17 protein-coding genes are annotated in these 22,391 nt (G+C 72.1%); 5 read left to right on the top strand and 12 right to left on the bottom strand.

Translation table 11 applies throughout. The features are described from left to right. Positions 1-34: 34 nt before the first annotated feature. Genes SLINC_RS06495 through SLINC_RS06475 form a run of 5 tightly spaced genes read right to left on the bottom strand, consistent with a single transcriptional unit; the run spans position 35 to position 5,444 of the window. Positions 35-1,285 (bottom strand): glucarate dehydratase family protein, encoded by a 1,251-nt coding sequence (locus tag SLINC_RS06495; protein WP_067427827.1) that lies wholly within the window; start codon positions 1,283-1,285, stop codon positions 35-37. After that, positions 1,282-2,190, bottom strand: a complete 909-nt coding sequence (locus SLINC_RS06490) for a 5-dehydro-4-deoxyglucarate dehydratase (protein ID WP_067427825.1) — start codon at positions 2,188-2,190, stop codon at positions 1,282-1,284. The genes SLINC_RS06495 and SLINC_RS06490 overlap by 4 nt, the downstream gene beginning before the upstream one ends. Before the next feature lie 46 nt (positions 2,191-2,236). Then, on the bottom strand, positions 2,237-3,181 hold the full coding sequence (locus SLINC_RS06485) for a carbohydrate ABC transporter permease (RefSeq protein WP_067427823.1): 945 nt from the start codon (positions 3,179-3,181) through the stop codon (positions 2,237-2,239). Continuing rightward, positions 3,178-4,113, bottom strand: a complete 936-nt coding sequence (locus SLINC_RS06480; RefSeq protein ID WP_067427821.1) for a carbohydrate ABC transporter permease — start codon at positions 4,111-4,113, stop codon at positions 3,178-3,180. The genes SLINC_RS06485 and SLINC_RS06480 overlap by 4 nt, the downstream gene beginning before the upstream one ends. Then, entirely contained in the window at positions 4,110-5,444 is a 1,335-nt protein-coding gene (locus SLINC_RS06475) for an ABC transporter substrate-binding protein (protein ID WP_067427819.1), read from the bottom strand. Before SLINC_RS06475 ends, SLINC_RS06480 begins: the two co-directional genes overlap by 4 nt. Positions 5,445-5,605: 161 nt before the next feature. Here SLINC_RS06475 and SLINC_RS06470 point away from each other — a divergent pair, with 161 nt between their 5' ends. Together SLINC_RS06470 and SLINC_RS06465 are read left to right on the top strand one after the other, a co-directional pair. Beyond that, complete coding sequence (locus SLINC_RS06470; protein ID WP_067427817.1) at positions 5,606-6,529, top strand: phosphotransferase family protein; 924 nt, start codon at positions 5,606-5,608, stop codon at positions 6,527-6,529. Further along, entirely contained in the window at positions 6,526-7,398 is an 873-nt protein-coding gene (locus tag SLINC_RS06465; protein ID WP_182449148.1) for a fructosamine kinase family protein, read from the top strand. Before SLINC_RS06470 ends, SLINC_RS06465 begins: the two co-directional genes overlap by 4 nt. A gap of 260 nt (positions 7,399-7,658) precedes the next feature. On the opposite strand, the gene SLINC_RS06460 is transcribed toward SLINC_RS06465, so the two are convergent. Then, entirely contained in the window at positions 7,659-9,830 is a 2,172-nt protein-coding gene (locus tag SLINC_RS06460) for a TerD family protein (protein WP_067445095.1), read from the bottom strand. Between the two features lie 71 nt (positions 9,831-9,901). After that, complete coding sequence (locus SLINC_RS06455; RefSeq protein ID WP_067427811.1) at positions 9,902-10,285, bottom strand: DUF5997 family protein; 384 nt, start codon at positions 10,283-10,285, stop codon at positions 9,902-9,904. A 58-nt stretch (positions 10,286-10,343) separates the two neighbouring features. Here SLINC_RS06455 and SLINC_RS06450 point away from each other — a divergent pair, with 58 nt between their 5' ends. Further along, the gene (locus SLINC_RS06450) at positions 10,344-11,138 is read left to right on the top strand and encodes a LysR family substrate-binding domain-containing protein (protein WP_067427809.1); all 795 of its coding nucleotides are present in this window, start codon (positions 10,344-10,346) and stop codon (positions 11,136-11,138) included. A gap of 82 nt (positions 11,139-11,220) precedes the next feature. On the opposite strand, the gene SLINC_RS06445 is transcribed toward SLINC_RS06450, so the two are convergent. Further along, positions 11,221-12,267, bottom strand: coding sequence for a PucR family transcriptional regulator (locus SLINC_RS06445; protein WP_225988263.1), 1,047 nt, complete (start codon positions 12,265-12,267; stop codon positions 11,221-11,223). Between the two features lie 228 nt (positions 12,268-12,495). Then, a complete protein-coding gene (locus tag SLINC_RS06440; protein ID WP_067427804.1) occupies positions 12,496-15,297 on the bottom strand; it encodes a beta-L-arabinofuranosidase domain-containing protein in 2,802 nt (933 codons plus the stop codon). A 225-nt stretch (positions 15,298-15,522) separates the two neighbouring features. Between SLINC_RS06440 and SLINC_RS50135 the strand changes: the two genes are divergently transcribed. Continuing rightward, the gene (locus SLINC_RS50135) at positions 15,523-18,129 is read left to right on the top strand and encodes an ATP-binding protein (protein WP_067427802.1); all 2,607 of its coding nucleotides are present in this window, start codon (positions 15,523-15,525) and stop codon (positions 18,127-18,129) included. Between the two features lie 157 nt (positions 18,130-18,286). Beyond that, the gene (locus SLINC_RS06430) at positions 18,287-19,702 is read left to right on the top strand and encodes an FAD-binding oxidoreductase (protein WP_067427801.1); all 1,416 of its coding nucleotides are present in this window, start codon (positions 18,287-18,289) and stop codon (positions 19,700-19,702) included. 48 nt (positions 19,703-19,750) lie between these two features. Here the strand turns inward: SLINC_RS06430 and SLINC_RS06425 are convergent, their stop codons facing one another. From SLINC_RS06425 to SLINC_RS06415, 3 genes are all read right to left on the bottom strand, one after another. Then, positions 19,751-21,238 carry a S8 family serine peptidase gene (locus tag SLINC_RS06425; protein ID WP_067427800.1) on the bottom strand — a complete coding sequence of 496 codons (1,488 nt, stop codon included), beginning with the start codon at positions 21,236-21,238 and terminating at the stop codon, positions 19,751-19,753. Between the two features lie 33 nt (positions 21,239-21,271). Further along, positions 21,272-21,580 (bottom strand): hypothetical protein, encoded by a 309-nt coding sequence (locus tag SLINC_RS06420; RefSeq protein ID WP_114604615.1) that lies wholly within the window; start codon positions 21,578-21,580, stop codon positions 21,272-21,274. A gap of 111 nt (positions 21,581-21,691) precedes the next feature. Beyond that, the gene (locus SLINC_RS06415) at positions 21,692-22,381 is read right to left on the bottom strand and encodes an HAD family hydrolase (RefSeq protein ID WP_067427796.1); all 690 of its coding nucleotides are present in this window, start codon (positions 22,379-22,381) and stop codon (positions 21,692-21,694) included. Positions 22,382-22,391: the final 10 nt, after the last annotated feature.

Raw genomic sequence — 22,391 nt, 5'->3', positions numbered from 1 at the left:
GGTTCGCCGGGCGCCTTGTCCGATGGGGGTCCTGTTACCAGCGGGGCAGCCTGAGTTCGTAGTCGGGCTGGATCCGCCGCATGTATCCGGTGTCGTCACGGCTGCGCATCCCGGAGTCCAGGTACAGCCGGTGCAGCCGCTCCAGGGCGTCGTGGTCGAGTTCGACACCGAGGCCCGGACCGGTGGGGACCTTGACCGCGCCGTCGCGCAGCTCCAGGACCCCGGGGACGATCACGTCGTCGGCCGAGTTCCACGGGTAGTGAGTGTCGCAGGAGTGGTCGAGGTTCGGGATGGCCGCGGCCACATGGGTCATGGCGGCGAGGCTGATGCCCAGGTGCGAGTTGGAGTGCATGGACAGCGCGATCCCGAACGCCTCGCAGACGGCGGCCAGTTCACGGGTGCGGCGCAGCCCGCCCCAGTAGTGGTGGTCGGTGAGCAGCACCTGGATGGCGTCCTGCTCGATGCCGGGCTTCAGGTGCTCCCAGGCGATCACGCACATGTTGGTGCCGAGCGGCATGGGCGCGTCCTTCGCGACCTCCGCCATGCCCTCGATGCCTTTGGTCGGGTCCTCCAGGTACTCGAGGACCCCGTCCAGTTCGCGGGCGACGTACTTCGACGTCTCCACCGTCCAGGCCGTGTTGGGGTCGAGCCGCAGCGGCTGCCCGGGGAACGCCTCCGCCAGCGCCTTGATCGCGGCGATCTCCTCGTCGGGCGGGAAGACACCGCCCTTGAGCTTGAACGAGGTGAAGCCGTACCGCTGCTGCATCAGCCGGGCCTGCTCGACGATCCCGGCCGGGTCCAGCGCCTCGCCCCAGTCGTCACCAACGGCCGCGTGGCCGTCAAGGGCGGGGTGCTCGGCCCACTTGTAGAAGAGGTACGCGGCGAAGGGCACCGCGTCACGGACCGTGCCGCCGAGCAGGTCGCCGACCGGCCGCCCGAGGAGCTTGCCCTGCGCGTCCAGACAGGCCACCTCCACCGCCGAGGTGGTCCAGCCGCGCTCGTGGGAGCTGGGCACGGTCGGCAGCAGGTCGGCGTCGATCGCGGCCGCGACCGCCGTGGTGTCGAAGACGTCCATGCCGACGACCACGTTGGCGGCGGCCTGAAGCCGCTCCAGGCGGGCGACGCCGCCGGGGGACTCGCCGAGGCCCACCGTGCCGTCCTCCAGGACCAGTTGGAGGATCACGCGCAGCGCGAGGGGCTCGTGGACGCCGTTGGAGTTGAGCAGCGGGGGGTCGCGGAAGGCGATCGGGGTGACGATCAGTTCCTTGATCCTGGTGGGGTTCATGCGGCGACCACCTCCAGGCCGTGGTCGATGAGTTTCGCGAGCCGGGCGACGTGCTCCGGCGTCGGGTCGATCAGTGGCGCCCGGACCCCGCCGACGTCCAGGCCGCGGAGCGTCACCCCGGCCTTGACCAGGGCGACCGCGTATCCGGGGACCTCGTCGCGGAGTGTGACGAGAGGGGCGTAGAACTCGTCGAGGAGGGTGTTCACGAGGGCCTCGTCGCCGTCGGTGAGCGCCCGGTGGAAGGCCTGGGCGATCTCCGGGGCGAAGGCGAACACCGCGGAGGAGTACAGGCCGACGCCGATGCCCCGGTAGGCGGGCGCGGTCATCTCGGCGGTGGGCAGGCCGTTGAAGAACTGGAAGTCCTGCCCGCCCGGTACGGCGCGCACCGCCCGGACGATGCGGTGCATCCGCTCGACGTCCCCGAGACCGTCCTTGAGGCCGACGACGTTGGGCAGCGCGGCGAGCCGGGCGGCCGTCGCCTCGGTGAGCCGGGCGGTGCCGCGCTGGTAGAAGACGACGGGCAGTTCGGTGGCGGCGGTGACGTCCTCGACGTAACGCACCAGCCCCTCCTGCGGCGCGGTCACCAGATAGGGCGGCAGCAGCAGGATGCCGTCGGCGCCGGCCCGCTCCACGCGGACGGCCTGGTCGCGGGCGACGGGTGTGGGACCGCCCGCGGCGGCGAGGACGGGCACCCGGCCCGCGGTCGTCTCGACCGCGATCCGGGTGGCCCGCTCGATCTCCTGGGAGGTCAGGGCGTGGAACTCACCGGTGCCGCAGGCGACGAACACACCGCCCGCGCCGGCCGCGACACCGTTGTCGATGTGCTGGGCGAGCCGTTCCTCGTCCAGTGAACCGTCCGCGGCGAACGGCGTGACCGGAAAGAACAGCACTCCGTGGAACTTCATGTCTCCCTCGTAACTACGACTGTGGGGGGTGTCGCTCGACACTGTGTCAGCCCTTGGTGGCACCGGCGGCGATGCCGGTGACCAGCGAGCGCTGGAGGAGCAGATAGACGATGAGGCTGGGGATGAGGGCGATGACCGCACCGGCCAGCACCACCCCGGAGCCGACCTCGGGGTCGGTGCGCAGGATGGACAGGGCGACGGTGACCGTGTAGTCGGTGGGGTCCTTGGAGGCGATCAGAGGCAGCAGGTACTGGTCCCAGATCATGATGAAGCCGAGCACACCCGCCACGCCGAGCGCGGGCCTGCACAGCGGCAGGATGATCTGCCAGAGCATCCTGAGCTCGCCGACGCCGTCGAGCCGGGCCGCCTCCTCGATCTCGGCGGGGATGTCCTTCATGAACTCGGTCAGCATCATCACCGAGAAGCCCCAGGCGCCCAGGGGCAGGATGACGCCCCAGACCGTGCCCTTGAGGTCCAGGTGCACCACCGGCACATCACCGAGGACCAGCGACAGGGGGATCGCGATGACCTCCTCGGGAAGCATCAGGGTCATCATGAACAGCATCATGATCAGGGCCTGTCCGCGGAACCGGTGCCGGGCCAGGGCGTACGCGGCGAGGGTGCACACCACGAGTTGGAGCAGCAGTCCGCCGCCGGCTATGACCAGCGAGTTGCCGAGGTAGTCCCAGATGCCGCGCTCGCCGGCCACCTTGAAGTTCAGCAGCGTGCTGTCGTGCGGCAGGAACGACAGCGAGGATCCGCTGGGGTTGGTGGTGAAGGCGCCCGAGAAGATCGTCAGGAAGGGCGCCGCGAAGACGGCGAGGGCGATCAGGCAGAGCAGGATGCGCAGGGTCCAGGCGACTCCGGGCTTGTCGTTCCAGCCGAGTGCGGTGTCGAAGCGGGCCGGGGTGGTCCGCTGCGCCTTGGTGCTCCGTCCGGCCGGGGTGTCGGGTGCCGCCGGCCGGACGGGGTCGATGACGGGGGCGCTCATCGCGCTTCTCCCCTCTTGCGGAGGTGGTTGACCATGACGGTGAGCAGGAGCGTCACGCAGAGCAGGACGACCGAGGCCGCCGAGGCGCCGCCGATGTCGTTGCGGGTGAAGCCCAGGGTGTAGGCGCGGGTCATCCAGACGTCGGTGGATCCGGCGGGGCCGCCACCGGTCAGGACGTAGACCTCGGTGAACACCCGCAGTCCGCGGATCGTGGCGAGCGTGAGGACGATCATGAGGGCCGGGCGGATCGCGGGGAGCGTGACCCAGCGCAGCCGCTGCCACAGCGAGACGCCGTCCATCGCCGCCGCCTCGTACAGCGAACGGTCCACGCCCGCGAGCCCGGCGAGGAGGATCACCATGTTGTACGGGGCCCAGATCCAGATGCCCATCGCCATCGTCGAGTACAGCGCGAGGTCCGGGTTGTCGAGGAACTGGACGGGGCCGAGCCCGAGCAGGTGCAGGCCGCTGTTGAGGAGACCGTCGGACGTCGGGTAGTACATCAGCCGCCACAGCTCGCCGACCACCGCGGTGGCGGTGACGGCGGGCAGGAAGACCGCGGTGCGGAGGATCTTCAGCGAGCGGGCCTGGCCCTCCAGGAGCAGGGCGAGGGCGAACCCGAGCAGGATCGCGCCGAACGACTGGCCGATGCCCAGGATCAGGGTGTGCCCGATGGCGTCCTGGAAGCGGTGATCGCTCAGGACCCGCTCGTAGTTGTCGAGGCCGATCCACTGGTCGCCGAGGAAGGGGCGTACGTCGAAGAAGCTGAGCCAGATGCCCTTGGCCATCGGCCAGAACTTGAAGACGAGGGCGAGCAGCAGGCCCGGTGCCAGGAAGAGCCAGGGGATGACGGCCTTCTTGTTGAAGGCCCGCTTGTCGACGGCCTTCTTGTCCAGGCCTCTGCGCGCCGCGGGGGCGGGGGCGGTAGCGGTCATGTCAGCAGGTCCTGGTCCTTGAGGTCGCCGGCGAGGGTGTCGTTGAGCTCCCCCAGCTGGGAGCGGACGTCGCCGCCGCAGTACGTGAAGATCGCGTTGAGGCTGTCGGCGGTGTCCTGCTTGATCGGGGCGAAGTCCGGGGCGTTCGGGAACTGCTGGGAGGCGTCCTCGTAGGCCTTCTGCACGACGCTCCAGCGGGCGTCGTCACGGACCTTCGCCGCGTCCAGCGTGGAGTTCACGGGGATGCGGACGACGGGCTGGTGGCCGTCGACGCTGGTCATGGCGATCCTCTGGCCCTCCGGCGAGACCAGGAACGCGGCCAGCGCCCGTTCCTGCCTGTCCTTGCCGGTCTTGGCGCCGAGGTAGACGTTCTCGCCGTCGGCCAGCACATCCCCGCCGGCCGGGCCCGCGGGAGCCGGGACGACCTCGTACTTGTCCTTGCCGAGCGTGCCGTCGAAGGTGGTGATGTTGTACGGCCCGGTCATGTACATCCCGGCGTTGCCGTCCTGGAAGTTGGTGGCCGTCGAGGTGACGGCGGTGATCGCGCCGGGCTGGAGGACGCCCTTGTCGCCGCAGAAGAGGTTGTCCTTCATCCAGGTCACGGCGTTCACTGCGGCCGTCGAGTCCATGGCAGGGCGGTACTTGCCCCGGCCGGCCGGCTCGATGATCTGCGCGCCGCCCTGCCACAGGAAGCTCGCGCCCCACCAGGCGGCGTAGCCGTTCTGGGCGCTGCCCGGCGCGACGATGCCGTAGGTGTCGGCCTTGCCGTCGCCGTCCGGGTCCTTCGTGGCGAAGGCCTTGGCGACGGAGAGCATCTCCTGCCAGGTCGTGGGCGCCTTCAGACCGAGCTTCTTCAGCCAGTCCGTGCGGATCATCAGCGTCTGGGCCTGGCGGGAGTAGGGGATGCCGTAGTGCTTGCCGTCGATGCCCACGGTGGAGGACCAGGACTTGCCGGTGATCTGGTCGCCGCCCGCGATCGAGGCGGGGTCGATCGGCTTGAGCAGCCCCTGGCTCTGGTAACTGCCCATCAGAGCCGTGTCGTTGATCATGACGTCCGGCAGGTCCTTGGTGGAGGCCCGGCTCTGGAGCTGCTGGTCGAAGTTGATGACCGGCTGGTAGTCGATCCTGATGCCGGTCCTCTTCGTGAAGGCCGCGAAGACGCGCTGGTAGGTGGCGGCGGAGTCCGGATTGCTCCGGGTCCACACCTCCAGCGTGTTCGGGTCGCCGCTGCCGGCGCTGTCGGAACCGGAGCCACAGGCGGCCGTTCCGAACACCAGCCCCGCGACGGTGACCGCGGCAGCCAGCCTGCGGTGTCGTCGGCGATCGCCCATGGACACTCTCCGTTCATATCCGTGAACCAGCTTCACGAATCTAAATGATCGGCCAAGCTACGGATGGTTTCGGCCGTATGTCAATACATGGCTGGAAGGTTTCACCGGTGTCACACCAAAACGCGTTGTGCGGGGTGCGACGGCCGCCTACCGTCCCGGGCATGCTGCCTGTGGTCGAGACGGACGAGGAATGGGACGCGGTCGTCCCGGACGAGACGGTGATGCGGGCGGGGGCACAGGACCTCTGCTCACGGCTCGGCCTGGCGGGAGCGCCGCTGAGCCGTTTCGCGGAGGGATCGCAGCCGGTATACGCCGTGGGCGACGAACTCGTCCTCAAGCTGTTCCCCAAGGCGGCGGCCCAGGACGGCCTCACCGAGGGCCGGGTCCTGTCCCACCTGCACGGACTGCTGCCCGTGCCCACACCGCGGGTCCATGACGCCGGCGCCTACGAGAACGGCTGGCGCTACGTCCTGATGTCCCGGCTGCGGGGCGAGAACCTCGCCCACGCCTGGAACCGCCTCCCCAGGACCGGCCACGAGCGGCTCGTCGCCGACATCGGGGAGACCCTCGCCGTGCTGCACACCGTGGACCCCGGCCCCCTCGCCGACGCCCTCGGGCCCGGAGACTGGGGCGCCTTCCTGGACCGCCGCCGCGCCGCGGCCGTGGAGCAGCAGCGCGGCCACGGACTGCCCGCCGCCTGGCTGGAACAGATCCCCGACTTCCTCGCCTCGGTCCCCCTGCCCCGCGACCCGGGCCGCTGTCTGCTGCACACCGAGGTCATGCGGCAGCACCTCCTCGTCGACCCCGCCGGCCCTCGCCTGACCGGCCTGTTCGACTTCGAACCCGCCATGATCGGCCATCGCGCCTACGACTTCGTCGGCGTCGGCCTCTTCGTCACCCGCGGCGACCCGCACCTGATGAGCCGCCTCACCACGTCCTACGGCCGGGTCTTCGCACCGGCCGAGCTGCTCGCGTACACACTGCTGCACGTGTACAGCAACCTTCCCTGGTACCTGCGCGAGCTCGGAGCCCCCGACGAGGGAACCCTCACGGCCCTGGCCGAGGCATGGTTCGGTACGGCATGACGGATCACAGGGGAGAGGGCGAGGACCCCGGGGCCGTGGCCGCCCGGCTGACCGGGCGCGCGGTGCGTGCCGTGCGCCCGCTGTCCGGGGCGCTGACCGAGGTCACCCTCGACGACGGGCACACGGTCGTGGTCAAGCGGGGCGACGGACCCGGCGCGGCACGCGCCGAGACGGCGGGACTGCGCTGGCTGACCGCCGCCGGAGCGGTCGCCGTCCCCACCGTCCACGGCGACGACCCCCACCGGCTGGTCATCGACCGGGTTCCACCAGGGCGGCCGGGCGCCGAGGCGGCACTCCGGTTCGGCCGGGACCTCGCCGCCCTGCACGCCGCCGGCGCGCCCGCGTTCGGCGCCCCGCCGCCCGGCGGCCCGCAGGACGCGTACATCGGACGCGCCCCCATGCGGAACGTACCGGGCACCGACTGGCCCCTGTGGTACGCCGAGCACCGGGTGCTGCCCTATGTACGCCTCGCGGCCGACGCGGGCACCCTCCGCTCCACCGAGGCCGCCCTGTTCGAGCGGGTCTGCGAGCGGCTGCCGGACCTGGCGGGACCGGCCGAACCGCCGGCCCGGCTGCACGGGGACCTGTGGAACGGCAACGTCCTGTGGGGACCGGACCAGGTGTGGCTGATCGACCCCGCCGCCCACGGCGGCCACCGCGAGACCGACCTTGCGATGCTCCACCTCTTCGGCTGCCCCCACCTCGACCAGGTACGGGAGGGCTACCACCGGGCCGCACCCCTCGCCGACGGCTGGGCGGACCGCGTCGGACTGCACCAGCTCTTCCCCCTCCTGGTGCACGCGGTGCTCTTCGGACGGGGGTACGCGCGGCAGGCGCTCAGCACGGCGAAGGCGGCCCTGGAACGGTGAGCGCACCGATCCGGGACCGCCTGGGTGCCCGACATCGCGGGCGGGGAGAGCGAGGGGCTGAATTCAAGCCCCGAAAGGCAGTCGATGAGAAGGAAGCTCCCTCATGGCCCCACCATGGGCGGCGCCCGCGGTGACCCGCGGGCGCCGCCCGGTGCGATACCGAGGGCGAGGAAAGCGAAAGGGCTGGAGCTTAAGAGGCCCGGTTGAAAACCGGTGAGAAGGAAGCCCCTTCATGGCCTCGCCACGGCAAACGCTAACAGTTACTCGGGGATCAAGTCGCGCAGATTTTCAGGGGTGATGACCACCGAGTCCGGGTGCAGACCCTCGGGACGCTCCAGTCCGATGTAGGTCACCGGCCCGTCCGGCACCGACGCGGCATCCCAAGACACCACATCCGTACCGCCGTTCGCCATCAGCCCGGTCAGATAGCCGACCGTCAGCTGCTCGCGCTCGACGATGCCGCGCAGCAGCGTCGCCACCGACACCTGGTTGCCCTCCACGCGGTTGTACGCCGGATGCCCCTTCAGGTAGAGGTGCAGCCACTTGGCGTGCCAACTCCCGTCCTGCGCACGCCGGAACGCCAGCGGCAGCGCCACCCGGCCAGGACCCCGCAGCTCCGACTTCATGCGCACGGTACGCGCCTCGAAGGGCCGTCCCTTCTGCTCGGCCGCACGCAGCATGAACCCGAAGAACGACTCCTCGGCCTCCTCGAACTTCTCCCCGGAGTAGATGTTGACCTGCGGCACGATGTACGTGCCCCGCACCGCCCCGAGCCGCAGGTCGATGAACTCCGAGGCGCCGTCGGGGGCGTTGGTGATGTCACCGGAGTGCTCGCCCTCCACCTCGCGGAGACTGGTGTACGACAGCCACGTCACCGTCTCGTACGCCGCGTCCAGCAGCAGCGCCGACAGGTCGTAGTCGGTGACCCGCTGCGCCTGCTTCCAGTACACGAAGAACCGCAGCAGCTCCCCGTCGACCGGCGAGACGGAACCGCGGGGCAGCACCCCGAGCCCGGCCGAGGCCGCCCGCCCGCTGAGCGGGAGCGCCACGGCGAGGATGTCGGGGTCGACCACCAGCCGCTCCGGGGACGGGAGCCGGCGGCCGATCTCCGCGTCGAGCGCGGTGATCAGACGCCTGCGATCCGCCTCCGGTACGGCCGCCCGCGTGTCATCGGCGACATGCGCGCGGCCGGCACGGTTGATGAACACCCGCTTGCGGCCCGCCTCCGCGGCCCGGTTGTGCAGATACTCGCGCACCGACAGCACGACCCGCCCGGAGACCTCCGGGGCGACCCGCTCGACGGCGGCGACCACGACGTCCCGCTCCTCCTGCGTGGCGGCGGTGCGCAGCAGCCGGTCCAGCGCGCGGAACAGCCTGCCGGGCGCGGATGTGAGCAGCTCCACGGCCCCGGTGACGTCATCCGCGCCGAGCAGCGCCTCGACGCGGCCGTCGAAGGTGTACGCCCTCTTCTCGCCCCGGGCGACGGCGAACACCTCGGCCGCGTGCGGCCACTGCGGGTACTCGTGCGGGTGCAGACGCTCGCCGAGCCGCTTGAATGCCTCCCGGTGCGTGAGGACGTCGGCCACCTTGGCCGGGGCCGCCGCGACGACCGAGTCCAGCCCCGCGAGCAGGGCCCGGCGGACCGGCCGCGACAGCGCACGGAACCGGGTCGGCTCCTGGAGGGACACGTCCCCGCCCGACAGCGCGCAGGCCAGCCGCAGCGCATCGGTGACGGTGTCCAGGAGCAGTCCCGAACCCGTCTTCAGCCGGGCCGCGTTGACGACGGCACGGTTCTCCCGCACCGGGAACGTCTCCGGCTGCGGGCCGTCCACGCAGTGCTCGGCGAGCACCCCGAGGTCGGCCAGATGCTCGTCGCCGAGCGGGGTGGTGCTGCCTGCCAGGGCCAGATACAGGGCGGTGACCTCGTCCTCCAGGGACCCGCCCAGGTGCAGGACGGTCAGCCGGTCGCCCACCGCGGCCGTCAGCTCGTCGTGCGCGGCGAGCATCTCGTCGTACGTGTGCCGGTAGTTGCCGTACGACGGCAGCGTGAGCAGGTTGATCACGCCGGTGCGGAGCTGGGCGATGACGCCGGGGCGGGCCTTGCGGTCCTCCAGCGCCTCGGTCACGCACCGCATCCAGAACTCGAACGTGTCCGGGACGTTCGCCGGGAAGTCGATGAAGTAGACGTTGTGCCGCACGTGGTCGCCGACCATCTCGCGGACGGTGGCCAGCGTGCGCACGGCGGTGTCGACGACCGTGCCCTCGGACAGCCCCGACAGCCGCTTCAGCGCGTCCGCCGACAGCTTGAAGCCGACGGACATCAGCGCGGCGTCGAACTGCCGCGCCGCTGTGTCGCCCTCACCGGCGGGGGCCGCGGGCAGGGGCAGTCGAAGGGCATGCCGAAGGACCAGGGATTCGAGACGGTGGACCATGCCGGAATGGTCGCAGAGGTGTTCGACCCGGCGCACCGGAGTTTCGGGAGGCCGTCAGTCCTCCTGGGCTCTCAGTCCTCCTGCGCCTTCTTCTTCTCCTTGATGCGCGCGTTCTCCTTGCGGACCTCCGCCTGCGTGGCGCGCTCCTTCTCCAGCCACTCGGGCTTGTCCTCGCGCAGCGCCTCGATCTGCTCGGTGGTGAGCGGCTCGGTGACCCCGCCGCGGGCGAGACCCGCGATGGACACACCCAGCCGCGCCGCGACGACCGGCCGGGGGTGCGGGCCGTTGTGTCGCAGGTCCTGCAACCACTGCGGCGGGTTCGTCTGGAGCTCGCCCAGCTCGGCGCGCGAAACGACACCCTCCTGGAACTCGGCGGGGGTGGCGGGGAGGTACACACCCAGCTTCTTCGCCGCGGTCGCGGGCTTCATCGTCTGGGCGCTCTGGTGCGACTTCATGCAGTCCAGACTATCGGCCGCGCACGAGAGCTCCGACCACAGTCGGTAACCTTGCCGCGTGACAGACTCGACGGCATCCCCTTCCTTCCGGCTCGCGTACGTCCCCGGAGTGACGCCCGCCAAGTGGGTGCGGATCTGGAACGAGCGCCTGCCGGACATCCCCCTGGAGCTCCTCCAGGTGACCGCAGCCGAGGCTCCCGCCGTGCTGCGCGACGGGGCCGCGGACGCCGGTCTCGTGCGGCTGCCCGTCGACCGTACGGTCTTCAGCGCGATCCCCCTCTACACCGAGACCACGGTCGTCGTGGTCCCCAAGGACCACCTGGTGACGGCGGTGGACGAGGTGACCTGCGCGGATCTCGCCGAGGAGGTCGTGCTGCACCCCCTCGACGACGTCATCGGCTGGGAGCGGCCGCCGGGGGAGCCCGCCTTCGAGCGCCCCGCCACGACCGCGGACGCCGTCGACCTCGTGGCCGCCGGTATCGGTGTCCTCGTCGTCCCCCAGTCCCTGGCCCGCCTCCATCACCGCCGCGACCTCACCTACCGGCCTCTCGTGGACGCCCCCCAGTCCGAGATCGCCCTGTCCTGGCCCGAGGACGCCACCACCGACCTCGTCGAGGACTTCATCGGCATCGTCCGCGGCCGCACGGTCAACAGCACCCGGGGCCGCACGCAGCCCGCGGACGGCTCGGACGGCAAGCGGTCCGAACCGAAGGGCGGGGGCGGCGGACGGAAGCCGGCCGGCGGCAGGTCGGCCGGCCAGGGCGCCAGGAGCGGCGGAGGCCGGTCCGGCTCCGGCGCACGCTCCGGCGCCGCCAAGAGCGCCCGGCGCGGCAAGCCCCGCCGCCGCTCCTGAGGCCCGCGCACGAGGGACGACCGGCCGCCCGAAGCCGCTCCCGCGAGCATCCCCGCTTGCCGTACCCCGGCAAGCCCGTCCCTCAGAGCTCCTGCGCCGGCCACCCCAGCAGCCGGGCCCCGATCACCGCCGTCTGGAGCGTGTACCGGTGAGTCGGATCGGCCGGGTCGGCCCCGGTGAGCCGGTGGATGCGCTCCAGCCGATAGGTGAGCGCCCGCACGCTGAGCGTCAGCCGGCGTGCGGCCTCGGCGGCCGTGCAGCCGGAGTCGAAGTACACCTCCAGCGTCCGCAGCAGCGGCTCGGCACCGCCCCGGGCGCCCCGCAGTGGTCCCAGCGCGCTGAGCACCAGATCGGCCATCGCCTGCCGGTCCCGGGTGAGGACGGGATAGACGAGCAGGTCGGCGGTGCGCACCACCGGATCGTCGAGGCCCAGGCGGTCCGCGAGGTCGAGTGCGCTCAGGGCCTCCTCGTAGGACTGCACGACACCGCCCGGACCGGACTGCGGGCGGCCGACGGCGACCCGGCTGCCGTCCGTCGCCGCGTGCGCCTGCTGCGCGAAGAACGTGAGGACCTCCTCCTGGTCGCCGGGCGCGACACAGACGAGGAGCCCGTTCTTCGTGGCGAGCAGGACGTGGCGGTCGCCGAAGCGGGCGTTGAGCGCGGCCTCCACATGGCCGATGACGGGCGCGGTGTCGTCGTACGCCTCGGGCCCCCGGGCCACCGCGACCGTGTGCGCGCGGGACAGGACGAGGCCGAACCGCTCGGCGCGTTCGGCGAGGCGCCCCAGGTCGCTGCGGCCGTAGAGCAGGTCGTCGATGAACTCGCGGCGGGCCGCCTCCTCCTGGCGCACCGCCATCCGCTGGGCCCGCTCGTACCCTTCCGCGAAGGCGTCGACGGCCAGTGTCACCGCGGCCAGGACGCTGTCCGCCGCGCCGGGGGCGCCGGGCCACGCCGAGCGGGTGGCCTCCAGGTGGTGCCGGACGAGGATGCGCAGGCTGAGCCCGTCGTCGGCGGCCCGCTCCCCGAGCGCGCGCCGCGCCCCCAACTCGTCGCGCGTCGGGCGGCGTCCGGTGGCGGAGACCTCGGCCAGCAACTCGGCGTACCCGTCCAGATACCGTTCGGCCGTCACCGGCTCACCCACTGAACGCCCCCCGGCCTTCGGACCCACTGTCCCCTGACGCGCCGTCGACGCCTTCTTGACGCGATCCCGGCACCCGGAGCGTAGTCAACCTTGCCGGAAAGCGGCAATGCGCCGCGACGACAGGAGCGGGCACCATGGCCGTGGGGAGCCGCAGGACTCCCGGCGCCGGGTCAACGGGGGCACGGCACCGGGGTCCTGCACTTCGAGCGGCCCGGGTCAGGGCGCGAAGGTCGCCTGCTGCGCCGTACTCACCACCTTGTCGCCGTCGGCCCGGGTGAGCAGTGCGGCGGACACCCACGCGTCGACGGTGGTCCGCACCCGCGTGACCAGTGCGCCCTTGCTTCCGAACGGGGCCCCGGCCCAGATCTCGTCCAGCAGCGTGGTGCCGTCGGCCCTGGCGGGGTTGGCCACGCCGGCGTCGGTCCCGCCGAACACCACGCGGGGCTCCGAACGCCGGAAGTAGGCGTGCGTCGGGTCCTCGGTGCCCTCGAAGAAGGGGGCGAACTCCGTTCCGTCCAGGGTGTGGTGGAGCGGCTTGCCGGAGACGGGGGTCAGGCTGGGCAGCAGGTTCCCGGAGAGGCCGGCGTTGCGGTACAGGCCGAAGGGGAGGTAGGTCGTCGCGGAGTTGCGGGCGACCAGGTTGACCGGGCCGTAGAACAGGGTCTGGAGCGAGGGGTCGTCGAGGGCCTTCTCCACGCGCAGCCGGAAGGGCAGGTCGACGCGTACGGTGTCGCCGGACCGCCAGGTGCGGGAGACCGTGAAGTAGCTGCCGGGTGTCGCGGTGCCCGGCACCGTACGGCCGTTGACCGTCACGCGGAAACCGGCGCCCGCCCAGGACGGCACGCGCAGCCGCAGGTCGAAGGCGGCGCCGCCGCCCCCGACGGTCAGCGTGCTGCCCTGCTCCCTCGGGTAGTCGGTCCGCTGGGTGACCGTCACGCCCTTCTCCGCCCAGGTCAGGGTCGAGGGGCTGTAGAGGTTGACGTACAGGGCGCTGCCGTCGGCCTTCCTGAAGTACACCGAGTCCTGGTACTTGGTGGCGCTCTCCATGCCGGTGCCCTCGCAGCAGGTGGTGCCCTGCTTGGGCGTGTAGTCCCGGACATGACCGGGCGTCAGACCGATGAAGTACGTGACGAGCGGCTTCTCCGCGTCCGCCCTGTCCTGCTTGGAGCCGAGCACCTGGTTGTACAGGGCCCGCTCGTAGTAGTCCATGTACTTCGGGGACTGCTCGTGGAAGAACAGCATGCGGCTCAGCTTCAGCATGTTGTACGCGCAGCAGGTCTCGGCCGTCGCCGTGCCGATCGTGCCCGCGATGACCCCGGACGCCTTCCAGAACTCGCCCGTGCTGGTACCGCCGATGCCGTACATGCGGTCCGGTACGACCATGCCCCAGAAGTTCTTCGCGGCGGTGAGGTAGCGCTCCTCACCGGTGGCGTCGTACAGCCGGACCAGTCCCGTGAAGATCGGGATGTGCTGGTTGGCGTGCAGCCCGTCGAGGATGTCGGTGTCCGCCGCGCACGCGTCGATGAGCTTGTCGAGGTCGAACAGGCGGGCCAGCGCGAGGTGTTCGGCCTTCCCGGAGAGGGCGTGCAGATCGCAGACCGCCTCGACGATGCCGCCGAACTCGCCGCTGGAGAAGATGCCCCACATGCGCTGGAGCGTGGCGTCGGGCAGCTTGGAGAGCCGGGAGTACATCCAGTCGCACATCCCGGACGCGAGGTCGAGCGCCCGCTCGTCGTCGGTCGCGCTGTACGCGTCCAGCAGACCCCTGAGGATCTTGTGCGCGGTGTAGTAGGGCGCCCACACCTTGGTGTAGTCGGGGCTGGTGCGTGACTCCAGGTCGATGAACTGCGTCTCCGGGTACGCCGCCAGGAACCCGGGGTGGCTGGGGGCGCCCCAGGTGCGGCGCAGGGTGGCGGTCAGGCCCCGGCCCGAGGCGTCCGCGAAGGTCCCGCCCGTCGTCTCGTCGAAGGCGTACGAGGCCAGGTCGCCGCGGCCCGGGGCGGTGTCGGCGGCCCGGGCGCCCTGCAACGCGGTGATCTCGGCCGGGGTCAGGGCGCGCGACCAGACGTTGAACTCGTCGTAGGCGCCCGCGAAGACGGGATCGGCGGAGTAGTGCGAGCGGCCCAGCCAGTGGTGGGCGAGGGTGCCCAGGGCCGCCGGGGTGAGCGTCATCGAGGTGTTGCGCGCGACGGCGGTGCCGTCGACGTACAGGGTCCCGGTGCCGTCCGCGATCGTCACCGCCAGATGGCTCCACCGGTTCAGCGGCAGCGCGGCCGTGCCGTTGAGGCCCTGCTCGCCGCCCGCGCCGCTCGTGGTGACGGCGAAGCGGGGCACGCCGTTCGCGTTGCGCGCGGCCAGGTACAGATAGCGGGTGGTGTCGTTGCCGAAGTCGAGGATCCGGGCCCAGCCGGCGTCGTGCGTGGGCTTCACCCAGGCGGACAGGGTGATCGCCGCGGCCCCGCCGAGGACCTGGGCGGGCAGCTCGACGTACTGGTAGGAGCCGCGGACGTTCTCGGCGGCGGTGCCGAACCTCCCGGCGGTGCCGAGCACCCGGGGCTCGTGGCGCAGGGCCTCGCGCACCTCGGTGAGCGCCTCGACGATGGTGAGGGTCTTGTCGATGAACACCCGCTCACCGGTGCCGGCGTAGGCCTGGGCGAGCATGGTCAGGAAGTGGCCGGTGTAGTGCCCCCGGAGGTTGCCGTTGGCCTCTCCGTCCAGGCCCTCCCAGCCGCCCGGGGCGACCGCGCCGCCCGTGGCGAGACCCGCGTTGGCGCGGAAGACCTGGAGCAGCCGGTTGACGTCGTAGCCGCGGGCGTGGTCGAGCATGAGCTGCCGCTTGTCCGCGAAGAGGCCCTGGCCCAGGGCGACTTCGTCGAGGGAGAAGGGCTGGACGGTCCACACGGGGAGTGCCTCCGCGGCTGCGGCGGCCCGGCCGGTCGCCACGTACGAGAACGTCGGTGTCACCGCGGCGAGGGCCGCGGCCTGGAGAAGGTGCCGTCTGGAGAGGGGCGGTGCCATGTGTGCTCCTCCGGGGGGGGATCCGAAACGGGCTGGGAAGGGCCTGGAAACAGAGGGTTCGATGGAGGTTCGATATATCGAATGGTGTGCGAATGATCGACCAGACGATAGGGAGGGGGCAGGTGAGCGTCAACGGTTCCGGAGGGGTCGGTTGCAGATCGGACCCGCGAACCGCTCGTCTCCGGCGCCACCCGACCCGGCCCGGCTGGTGGCAGAATCTGCCGCGTGGATTGGGGGATCCTCGAGCGAGAGCCCGAGCTGGCGCGACTGGCCGCGGCCGCGCGGGAGGCGTCGGACGGGGCCGGATCCGTGGCGCTCGTCTTCGGGGAGGCGGGGATCGGCAAGTCGAGCCTGGTGCGGGCGATGCCGGACCGGCTGCCCGGCCGGGCCCGGATCCTCGTCGGGCAGTGCGACGACCTCGCCACCCGACGCCCCCTCGGCCCGTTCCGCGACCTCGTCGGCCGGGTCGGCGCCGGCCTCGCACGGGCCCTCACGGCGGGCGGCGACCGGCACCGCGTCCACGAGGCCCTGCTGGAGGAGCTGGCCGTGACACCGCACCCGGCGGTGCTCGTCGTGGAGGACGTCCACTGGGCCGACGAGGCCTCACTCGACGCCCTGCGCTTCCTGGTCCGGCGGATGGAACGGCTGCCCGCCCTGCTCGTCCTCACCTACCGCGACGACGAGTTGAACCGCGGCCACCCCCTGCGCCACCTCCTCGGCCAGATCTCCCGCGCACCCCGCGTCCACCGGCTGCCCCTGGCCCGCCTCTCCCTGGACGCGGTGCGCGTCCTGAGCGCGTCCTCCGACGGACTCGACCCGGCGCAGGTGTACGAGGTGACCTCGGGCAACCCCTTCTTCGTCGCCGAGGTGGTGGCCGCCGGCGGTACCGGCAAGGTGCCCCCGACGGTCGTCGACGCAGTCCTCGCCCGACTGCGCGGACTGGACGGCGTCACGGTGGACGCCCTGGAGCAACTCGCCGTCGTGCCCTCGGCGGTGGAACGCCCGCTGGTCGACGCGCTCCTCGCGGACGGGGTCGCCGTACTCGCCCCGGCCGAGCAGCGCGGACTGCTCGCGGTCGACCCGGAGCGGGTGGCGTTCCGGCACGAGCTGATCCGACGGGCCGTCGCCGACTCGCTGCCCGCCGCCCGGCGCATCGACCTCGACCGCAACGTCCTCGCCGCGCTGGTCGCCCGGCGCGGCTCCGACACGGCCCGCATCGTCCACCACGCCGCCCGGGCGGGCGACCAGGACGCCATCGCCCGCTACGGCCCCGACGCGGCCCGGGACGCGGCGAGCACCGGAGCCCACCGCGAGGCGGCCGCCCAACTGCGGCTCGTCCTGCGGCAACGGCACCGCTACGCCCCGGCCGACCTCGCCGACCTGCTCGAACGCTATGCCGTGGAGAGCTACACCATCGCCGACTCGGCCGCCGCCGTCGCCGCCCAGCGGGACGCCGTCGCCCTGCGCCGCTCCCTGGGGGACGCCCTCACCCTCGGCGCGGACCTGCGCTGGCTCTCCAGGATCCACTGGTGGGCCGGCGACGCCGACCAGGCGGAGACGGCCGCCCGCGAGGCCGTCGCCGTCCTCGAACACGCGGGGGACGACCGGCTGCTGGCCCTCGCCGTCAGCAACACCGCCCAACTGCGCATGCTGTCCGACCGGTACGCCGAAGCCGTCCGCCACGGCGAACGCGCCATCGCCCTGGCCCGCAAGGCGGGCGACGCGGCGATCCTGTCGCACGCCCTGAACAACGTCGGCACGGCCCGCTGGCGCGCCGGTGACCTGGACGGGCGGCTCCAGGTGCAGGAGAGCCTCGACGTCGCTCTCGCCGCCGGCGAGGTCGAGCACGCCTGCCGGTCCTACGCCAACCTCATCTGGAACCTGCTCGACCACCTCCGGTACGACGAGGCCGACGCCTTCCTGCCGCCGGCGATGGAACTGGCCGACCGCGCCGAACACCTCGGCTTCCTCACCTACCTGCACGTCGAACTGGCCATGCGACGGCTCGCCGCCGGTGACTGGGACGAGGCCGAGAAACACGCCGAGTTCGGCACGCACGACTTCGTACCGGCCCGCTGCCCCGCCCTCACCGTCCTCGCCCGGGTCCGTATCCGGTGCGGCCGGCCCGGCGCCGGTGAACTCCTCGCCGAGGCCTGGGACATCGCCGTACGGACGAAGGAACTCCAGCGGACCGGACCCGTCGCGGCCGCCCTGGCGGAAGCGGCGTGGCTGCGCGGGGACCTCGCGGCCGTGGCCGAGGCCGTGGCGCCCGTCCACGCCCGGACGCACCGGTTGCCCGGGTCCCCGTGCCGCGACGAACTCGCCTACTGGTTCACCAAGGCCGGTGGGACCGTGCCCGCCGACGGCTCGGAGCATCCGTACGCCTTGCAGGCCCGCGGCCGGTGGCGGACCGCCGCCGCGCGCTGGCAGGAGGCGGGCTGCCCCTACGAGCACGCCGCCGCGCTCGCCGAGAGCCCGGACCCCGCCGTCAAGCTCACCGCGCTCGCCGCGTTCGACGCCCTGGGCGCGGAGCCGCCGGCCCGGCTGCTCCGCGCCGAACTGCGTGCGCTGGGTGTGCGCCATGTCCCGCGCGGCCCCCTCGCCGCGACCCGCCGGAATCCGGCAGGTCTCACCGAACGTCAGCTGGAGGTCATCCGGCTGCTCGCCCAGGGGCTGACCAACGCGGAGATCGCCGCCCGGCTCGTCCTGTCGGTCCGCACCGTCGACAACCACGTACGGGCCGTCCTGGACAAACTCGACGCACCCACCCGGCGGCACGCCGCGGACCGGGCCGCCGACCTGGGGCTGCTGTCCGCCCGGGGCGAAAGCTAGGTAGCCGAGGGGCCCGACCTGAGTGACGGGCACGGATGCCCCCGGGCCGTCCCGGGACTAGAAACGGGCGAATCGGCACGATGGCGAAGCATCCTCCCGATGTGGACGCATCGTCCCGGTTCGAAGAGTTCAGCCCGATTCCATGACGGGGGACCGTATGTCCAGCACGCCCGCCCAGGCGGCACGCAGTGAACTGACCGGATTCACGGGAGAGTTGATCGGCCCGGACGACGCCGGCTACGAAGAGGCCCGGACCGTCTACAACGCGATGATCGACCGGCGCCCGGCGGTCCTCGCCCGCTGCGCCGACGCGGACGCGGTGGCCCGCGTGATCGGCTTCGCCCGCGCCCACGACCTGCCCCTCGCGGTCCGCGGCGGCGGCCACCACGGAGCCGGCCTCGGAACCGTCGACGGGGGAGTGGTCGCCGACCTGTCACCGCTGAAGGACATCCAGGTCGACCCCGCAGCCCGCACCGTCCGCGTCGGCGGCGGCTGCGTCTGGGGCGAGGTGGACCGCGCCACCCACGCCCACGGCCTGGCCACCCCCAGCGGCATCATCTCCACCACCGGCGTCGGCGGCATCACCACCGGCGGCGGGCTCGGACACCTGACCCGCAGGTGCGGGCTGACCATCGACAACCTGCTGGCGGCCGACGTGGTCCTGGCCGACGGCCGGCAGGTGAGGGCGAGCGCCGACGAGAACAGCGACCTGTTCTGGGCGATCCGCGGAGGCGGCGGCAACTTCGGCGTCGTCACCTCCTTCCTCTTCCGCCTGCACGAGATCGGCACGGTCGTCGCCGGACCCACCTTCTGGCCGATCGAGGCGACCGCCGAAGTCCTCACCGCCTACCGGGAGTTCCTGCCGACCGCACCCCGCGAACTGGGCGGCTTCTTCCTCATCGGCACCGTCCCGCCGGCCCCGCCGTTCCCCGAGGAACTCCAGCTGCGCAAGACGGCGGGCGTCGTCTGGTGCTACGCGGGCGGCGACACCGAGGCGGCCGCGCGGGAGATGGCCCCGTTGCTCGACGCGCTGCCGGAGCCGTTGCTGCACGCCCCGGGGCCCATGCCGTACCCCGACATGCAGTCCATGTTCGACGGGCTCTACCCGCCCGGCCACCAGTGGTACTGGCGGGCCGACTTCGTCGACGAGGTCCCGGACGAGGCCGTCCAACTGCACGCCAAGTTCGGTGCGGAGGTGCCCACGATGCACTCCACCATGCACCTGTACCCGATCGACGGCGCCGCCCACGACGTGGGCCGGGACGAGACACCCTGGGCCTACCGTGACTCCCGCTGGGCGTCCGTCTTCGCGGGCGTCGACCCCGATCCCGCCAACGCCGACCTCGTCAGGCGCTGGACCGTCGACTACTTCGACGCCCTGCACCCGTACTCCGCGGGCGGCGCCTACGTGAACATGATGATGGACGAGGGCCAGGAGCGGGTCCGCGCCAGCTACCGCGGCAACTACGACCGCCTGGCCCACATCAAGGCCGACCTCGACCCGGACAACGTCTTCCGGCTCAACCAGAACATCCGCCCGGCGCCGAAGCCGCGGTACGAGTCCCGTCCCTGAAATGCGGCGTCAGGGACCCGGGTGAGCGTCACGGGTTCCGGGTGAGTGTCACGGGTTCTGTGTGAGGACGAAGTCCAGGGCCGCGCTGACGTCGACCAGCCCGGGGCCCGTGGCCGTGTCGGGGCCGAGACGGGCGCGGCTGCCGAACCGCGGATGGCAGGTACCGGCGGTGACGTCGGTGGCGGTCCTGACGAGGGCCTCGGTGACCTGGGCGGGAGTGAGCCGCGGCCGGGCTCCCAGGAGCACGGCCGCCGCTCCCGCGATCTGCGGCGCCGCGGCCGACGTGCCCGAGAACAGGGACCAGCCGTCGATACCCGTGGTCTCGTCCACGAGGCCATCGGGATCCTCGGGGTCCGGCAGGCTCTCGGCGACGTCGATCGCGCAGCCGGGCGGTACCGGCAGCATCAGGTACTGGGCGCGGGGCAGCAGGCCGACCAGGCCGCAGACCGTCGGCACGACGACACCGTCGACCCAGGGACTGCGGTACGCGCTGGCGTAGTTCGACGCCCGCAGCCGGCCGTCCGGGCCCGCGAAGACACCGCCGGCCGCGAGCACACCGGGGACCTGCGGTTCGATGCTGAACTGTCCGTTGCCGCCCGAGAAGACGACGACGATGCCCTGCTCCACCGCGTCCAGGACCTCCAGCGCGAAGATCAGATCGAGCTGGCTCGGCGGTCCGGGCGGAGGGAACTCACCGTCTCCGCCCCAGGAGTTGGTGAGGACCTGCGGGGCGTCGGCCTTCGCGCGCAGGAAACCCGCCGTGGCCGCCGTGAGCTCGCCGCGCCGGTCGCTCGCGCGGTACGGGCGCAGCCGTGCTCCCGGTGCCACGGCGAAGATGTTCGCCGATTCGCCGGTGCCGTGCCCGATCGGGTCCTCCGTGGGGCTGGTGCCGGGCACGAGTGCCACGGTCGGGTCGATGTCGTAGCCGTGGGCGGCGAAGTAGGCGTGCGGGGCCTGTCCGGTGTCCACCATGGCGACCTGGACACCGCGCCCGATCTCCCCTGCGTCGTGCGCGGGGGTCGCGTGGAGCAGCCGGGCCACGTCGTCGGGGAGGGTGAGGTGGAAGGCGGTGACCGTCGGAGGCTCGGCCGCGGCCGGCAGGACGCGCATCGGTGTGCGGGGCCGTTCCAGGGCGACGGCCTCGATGGCGTCATCGCCGGGCGCGGCACCGATGCCGAGGGCATCCGGCTGCCGGTCACCGACGATGTCGAGGTGGGTGACGTCACGCGTCCGGTTCATCGACACACGCCGGCGCACCTCGTAGCTGGCCAGCCGTCCGCTGGTCAGCTGTTCGTAGGCGGCGGGCGTGCCGGCCACGGTGAAGCCGAGACGGCTCTCGGCGGTCACGGTCAGTCCCGCCGTGCGTGCGTGCTCCTTGGCACGCTCCTGGGCGTCGGGCTCGGCACGGAACGGCCTGGCCGAGTCCAGGGCGGTCGCCCGGGTCGCCGGTACCCCGCCCTGGGAACGGGCGGAGATGTAGCCGTACACGGTGTCCGGAACGTCCTGCCCGTAGCGGGGAGTTGTCGGGCTGGTCATCGCTCCTCCAGAGGGGAGGCCCGGACGCACGTGTCACGGCATCCGGTCACGAGCTCCGGGCGTGGGGGTCGGCAGCACGGTGACGGACCTCGCGGTGCGCGCGAGGGCCGGTGGCACGGGCAGCGTCCGCGGACGTGAGCGGTCCTCGAGACGCGCGAGGTCGAACGCCTCGGCGAACGCCGGTCTCGATCCGGTGAGGAGCGCTCCGGCGACCATGGGCATCACGTCGATGCCATGACCGGAACACCACGGGACCAGGTCGTCGGCCGCAGCGCCGGCCCGCAGTTCGACCAGGGCCTCGACGAACTCGTCGTCGGGCGCGTCAGCCTGCCCTGATGTCACGTGTTTCTCCTGGTAGTTCACTCATCCCATCAAGCTTCGCATTGGTTGCATCACTACGCAAAAGATGTTAATTGCCGCATATGCGTCTCTGACTGTCCGACTTCCGCGGTGTCACGCGGCCGTCCGCACCAGCCACTCGTACGCGGCGCGCGCCGTGAACTCCGCCTGGCCTCCCCGCAGGAGCAGTCCGGCACCCGCGAACTCCGGGGCGTCGGCCTGGGCGGCGAGGTACGGGACCGCGATGCAGCGCATCCCGGCCGCGTGCGCGGCGGCGGCGCCCGGGGCGGCGTCCTCCAGGACCACGCAGTCGGCCGGGTCGGCGCCGAGCCGGCGGGCCGCCTCCAGGAACACGTCGGGGGCGGGCTTGCCGCGCGCGACCTCGTCGGCCGACACGGCCAGCCGCAGATGTGCGTCCAGACCCGTGCCGGCCAACACCGCCTCGATGGCCTCCGGAGAGGAACCGGAGGCCACGGCCATGGGCACCCCCTCGCCCGCCAGCAGCTCCACGAACGTGCGCATCTCGGGGTACGCGCGCGTGGCGGCGCGGGCCAGTTCGAGATACCGCCGGTTCTTGGCGTCGAAGAGTTCCTCGACGGAGGCCCGCAGGCCGTACTCGTCCTTCCAGACGGCGACCGTCTCCAGCGTGCTGATGCCGACGAACCGCTCGTGGTCCGACCAGGAGTACCCGGGGACGCCGTGCTCGTCGAGGATCTGGCGGCCCGCCTCGTAGTAGTTCGGCTCGCTGTCCACGAGCGTTCCGTCGAGATCGAAGATGACCGCGATGGTGCCGATAGTGCTCATGCGGTTCAGG

Source organism: Streptomyces lincolnensis (genome assembly GCF_001685355.1).
Classification (GTDB): Bacteria; Actinomycetota; Actinomycetes; order Streptomycetales; family Streptomycetaceae; genus Streptomyces; species Streptomyces lincolnensis.
This window is presented reverse-complemented; position numbering and strand designations above follow the sequence as displayed.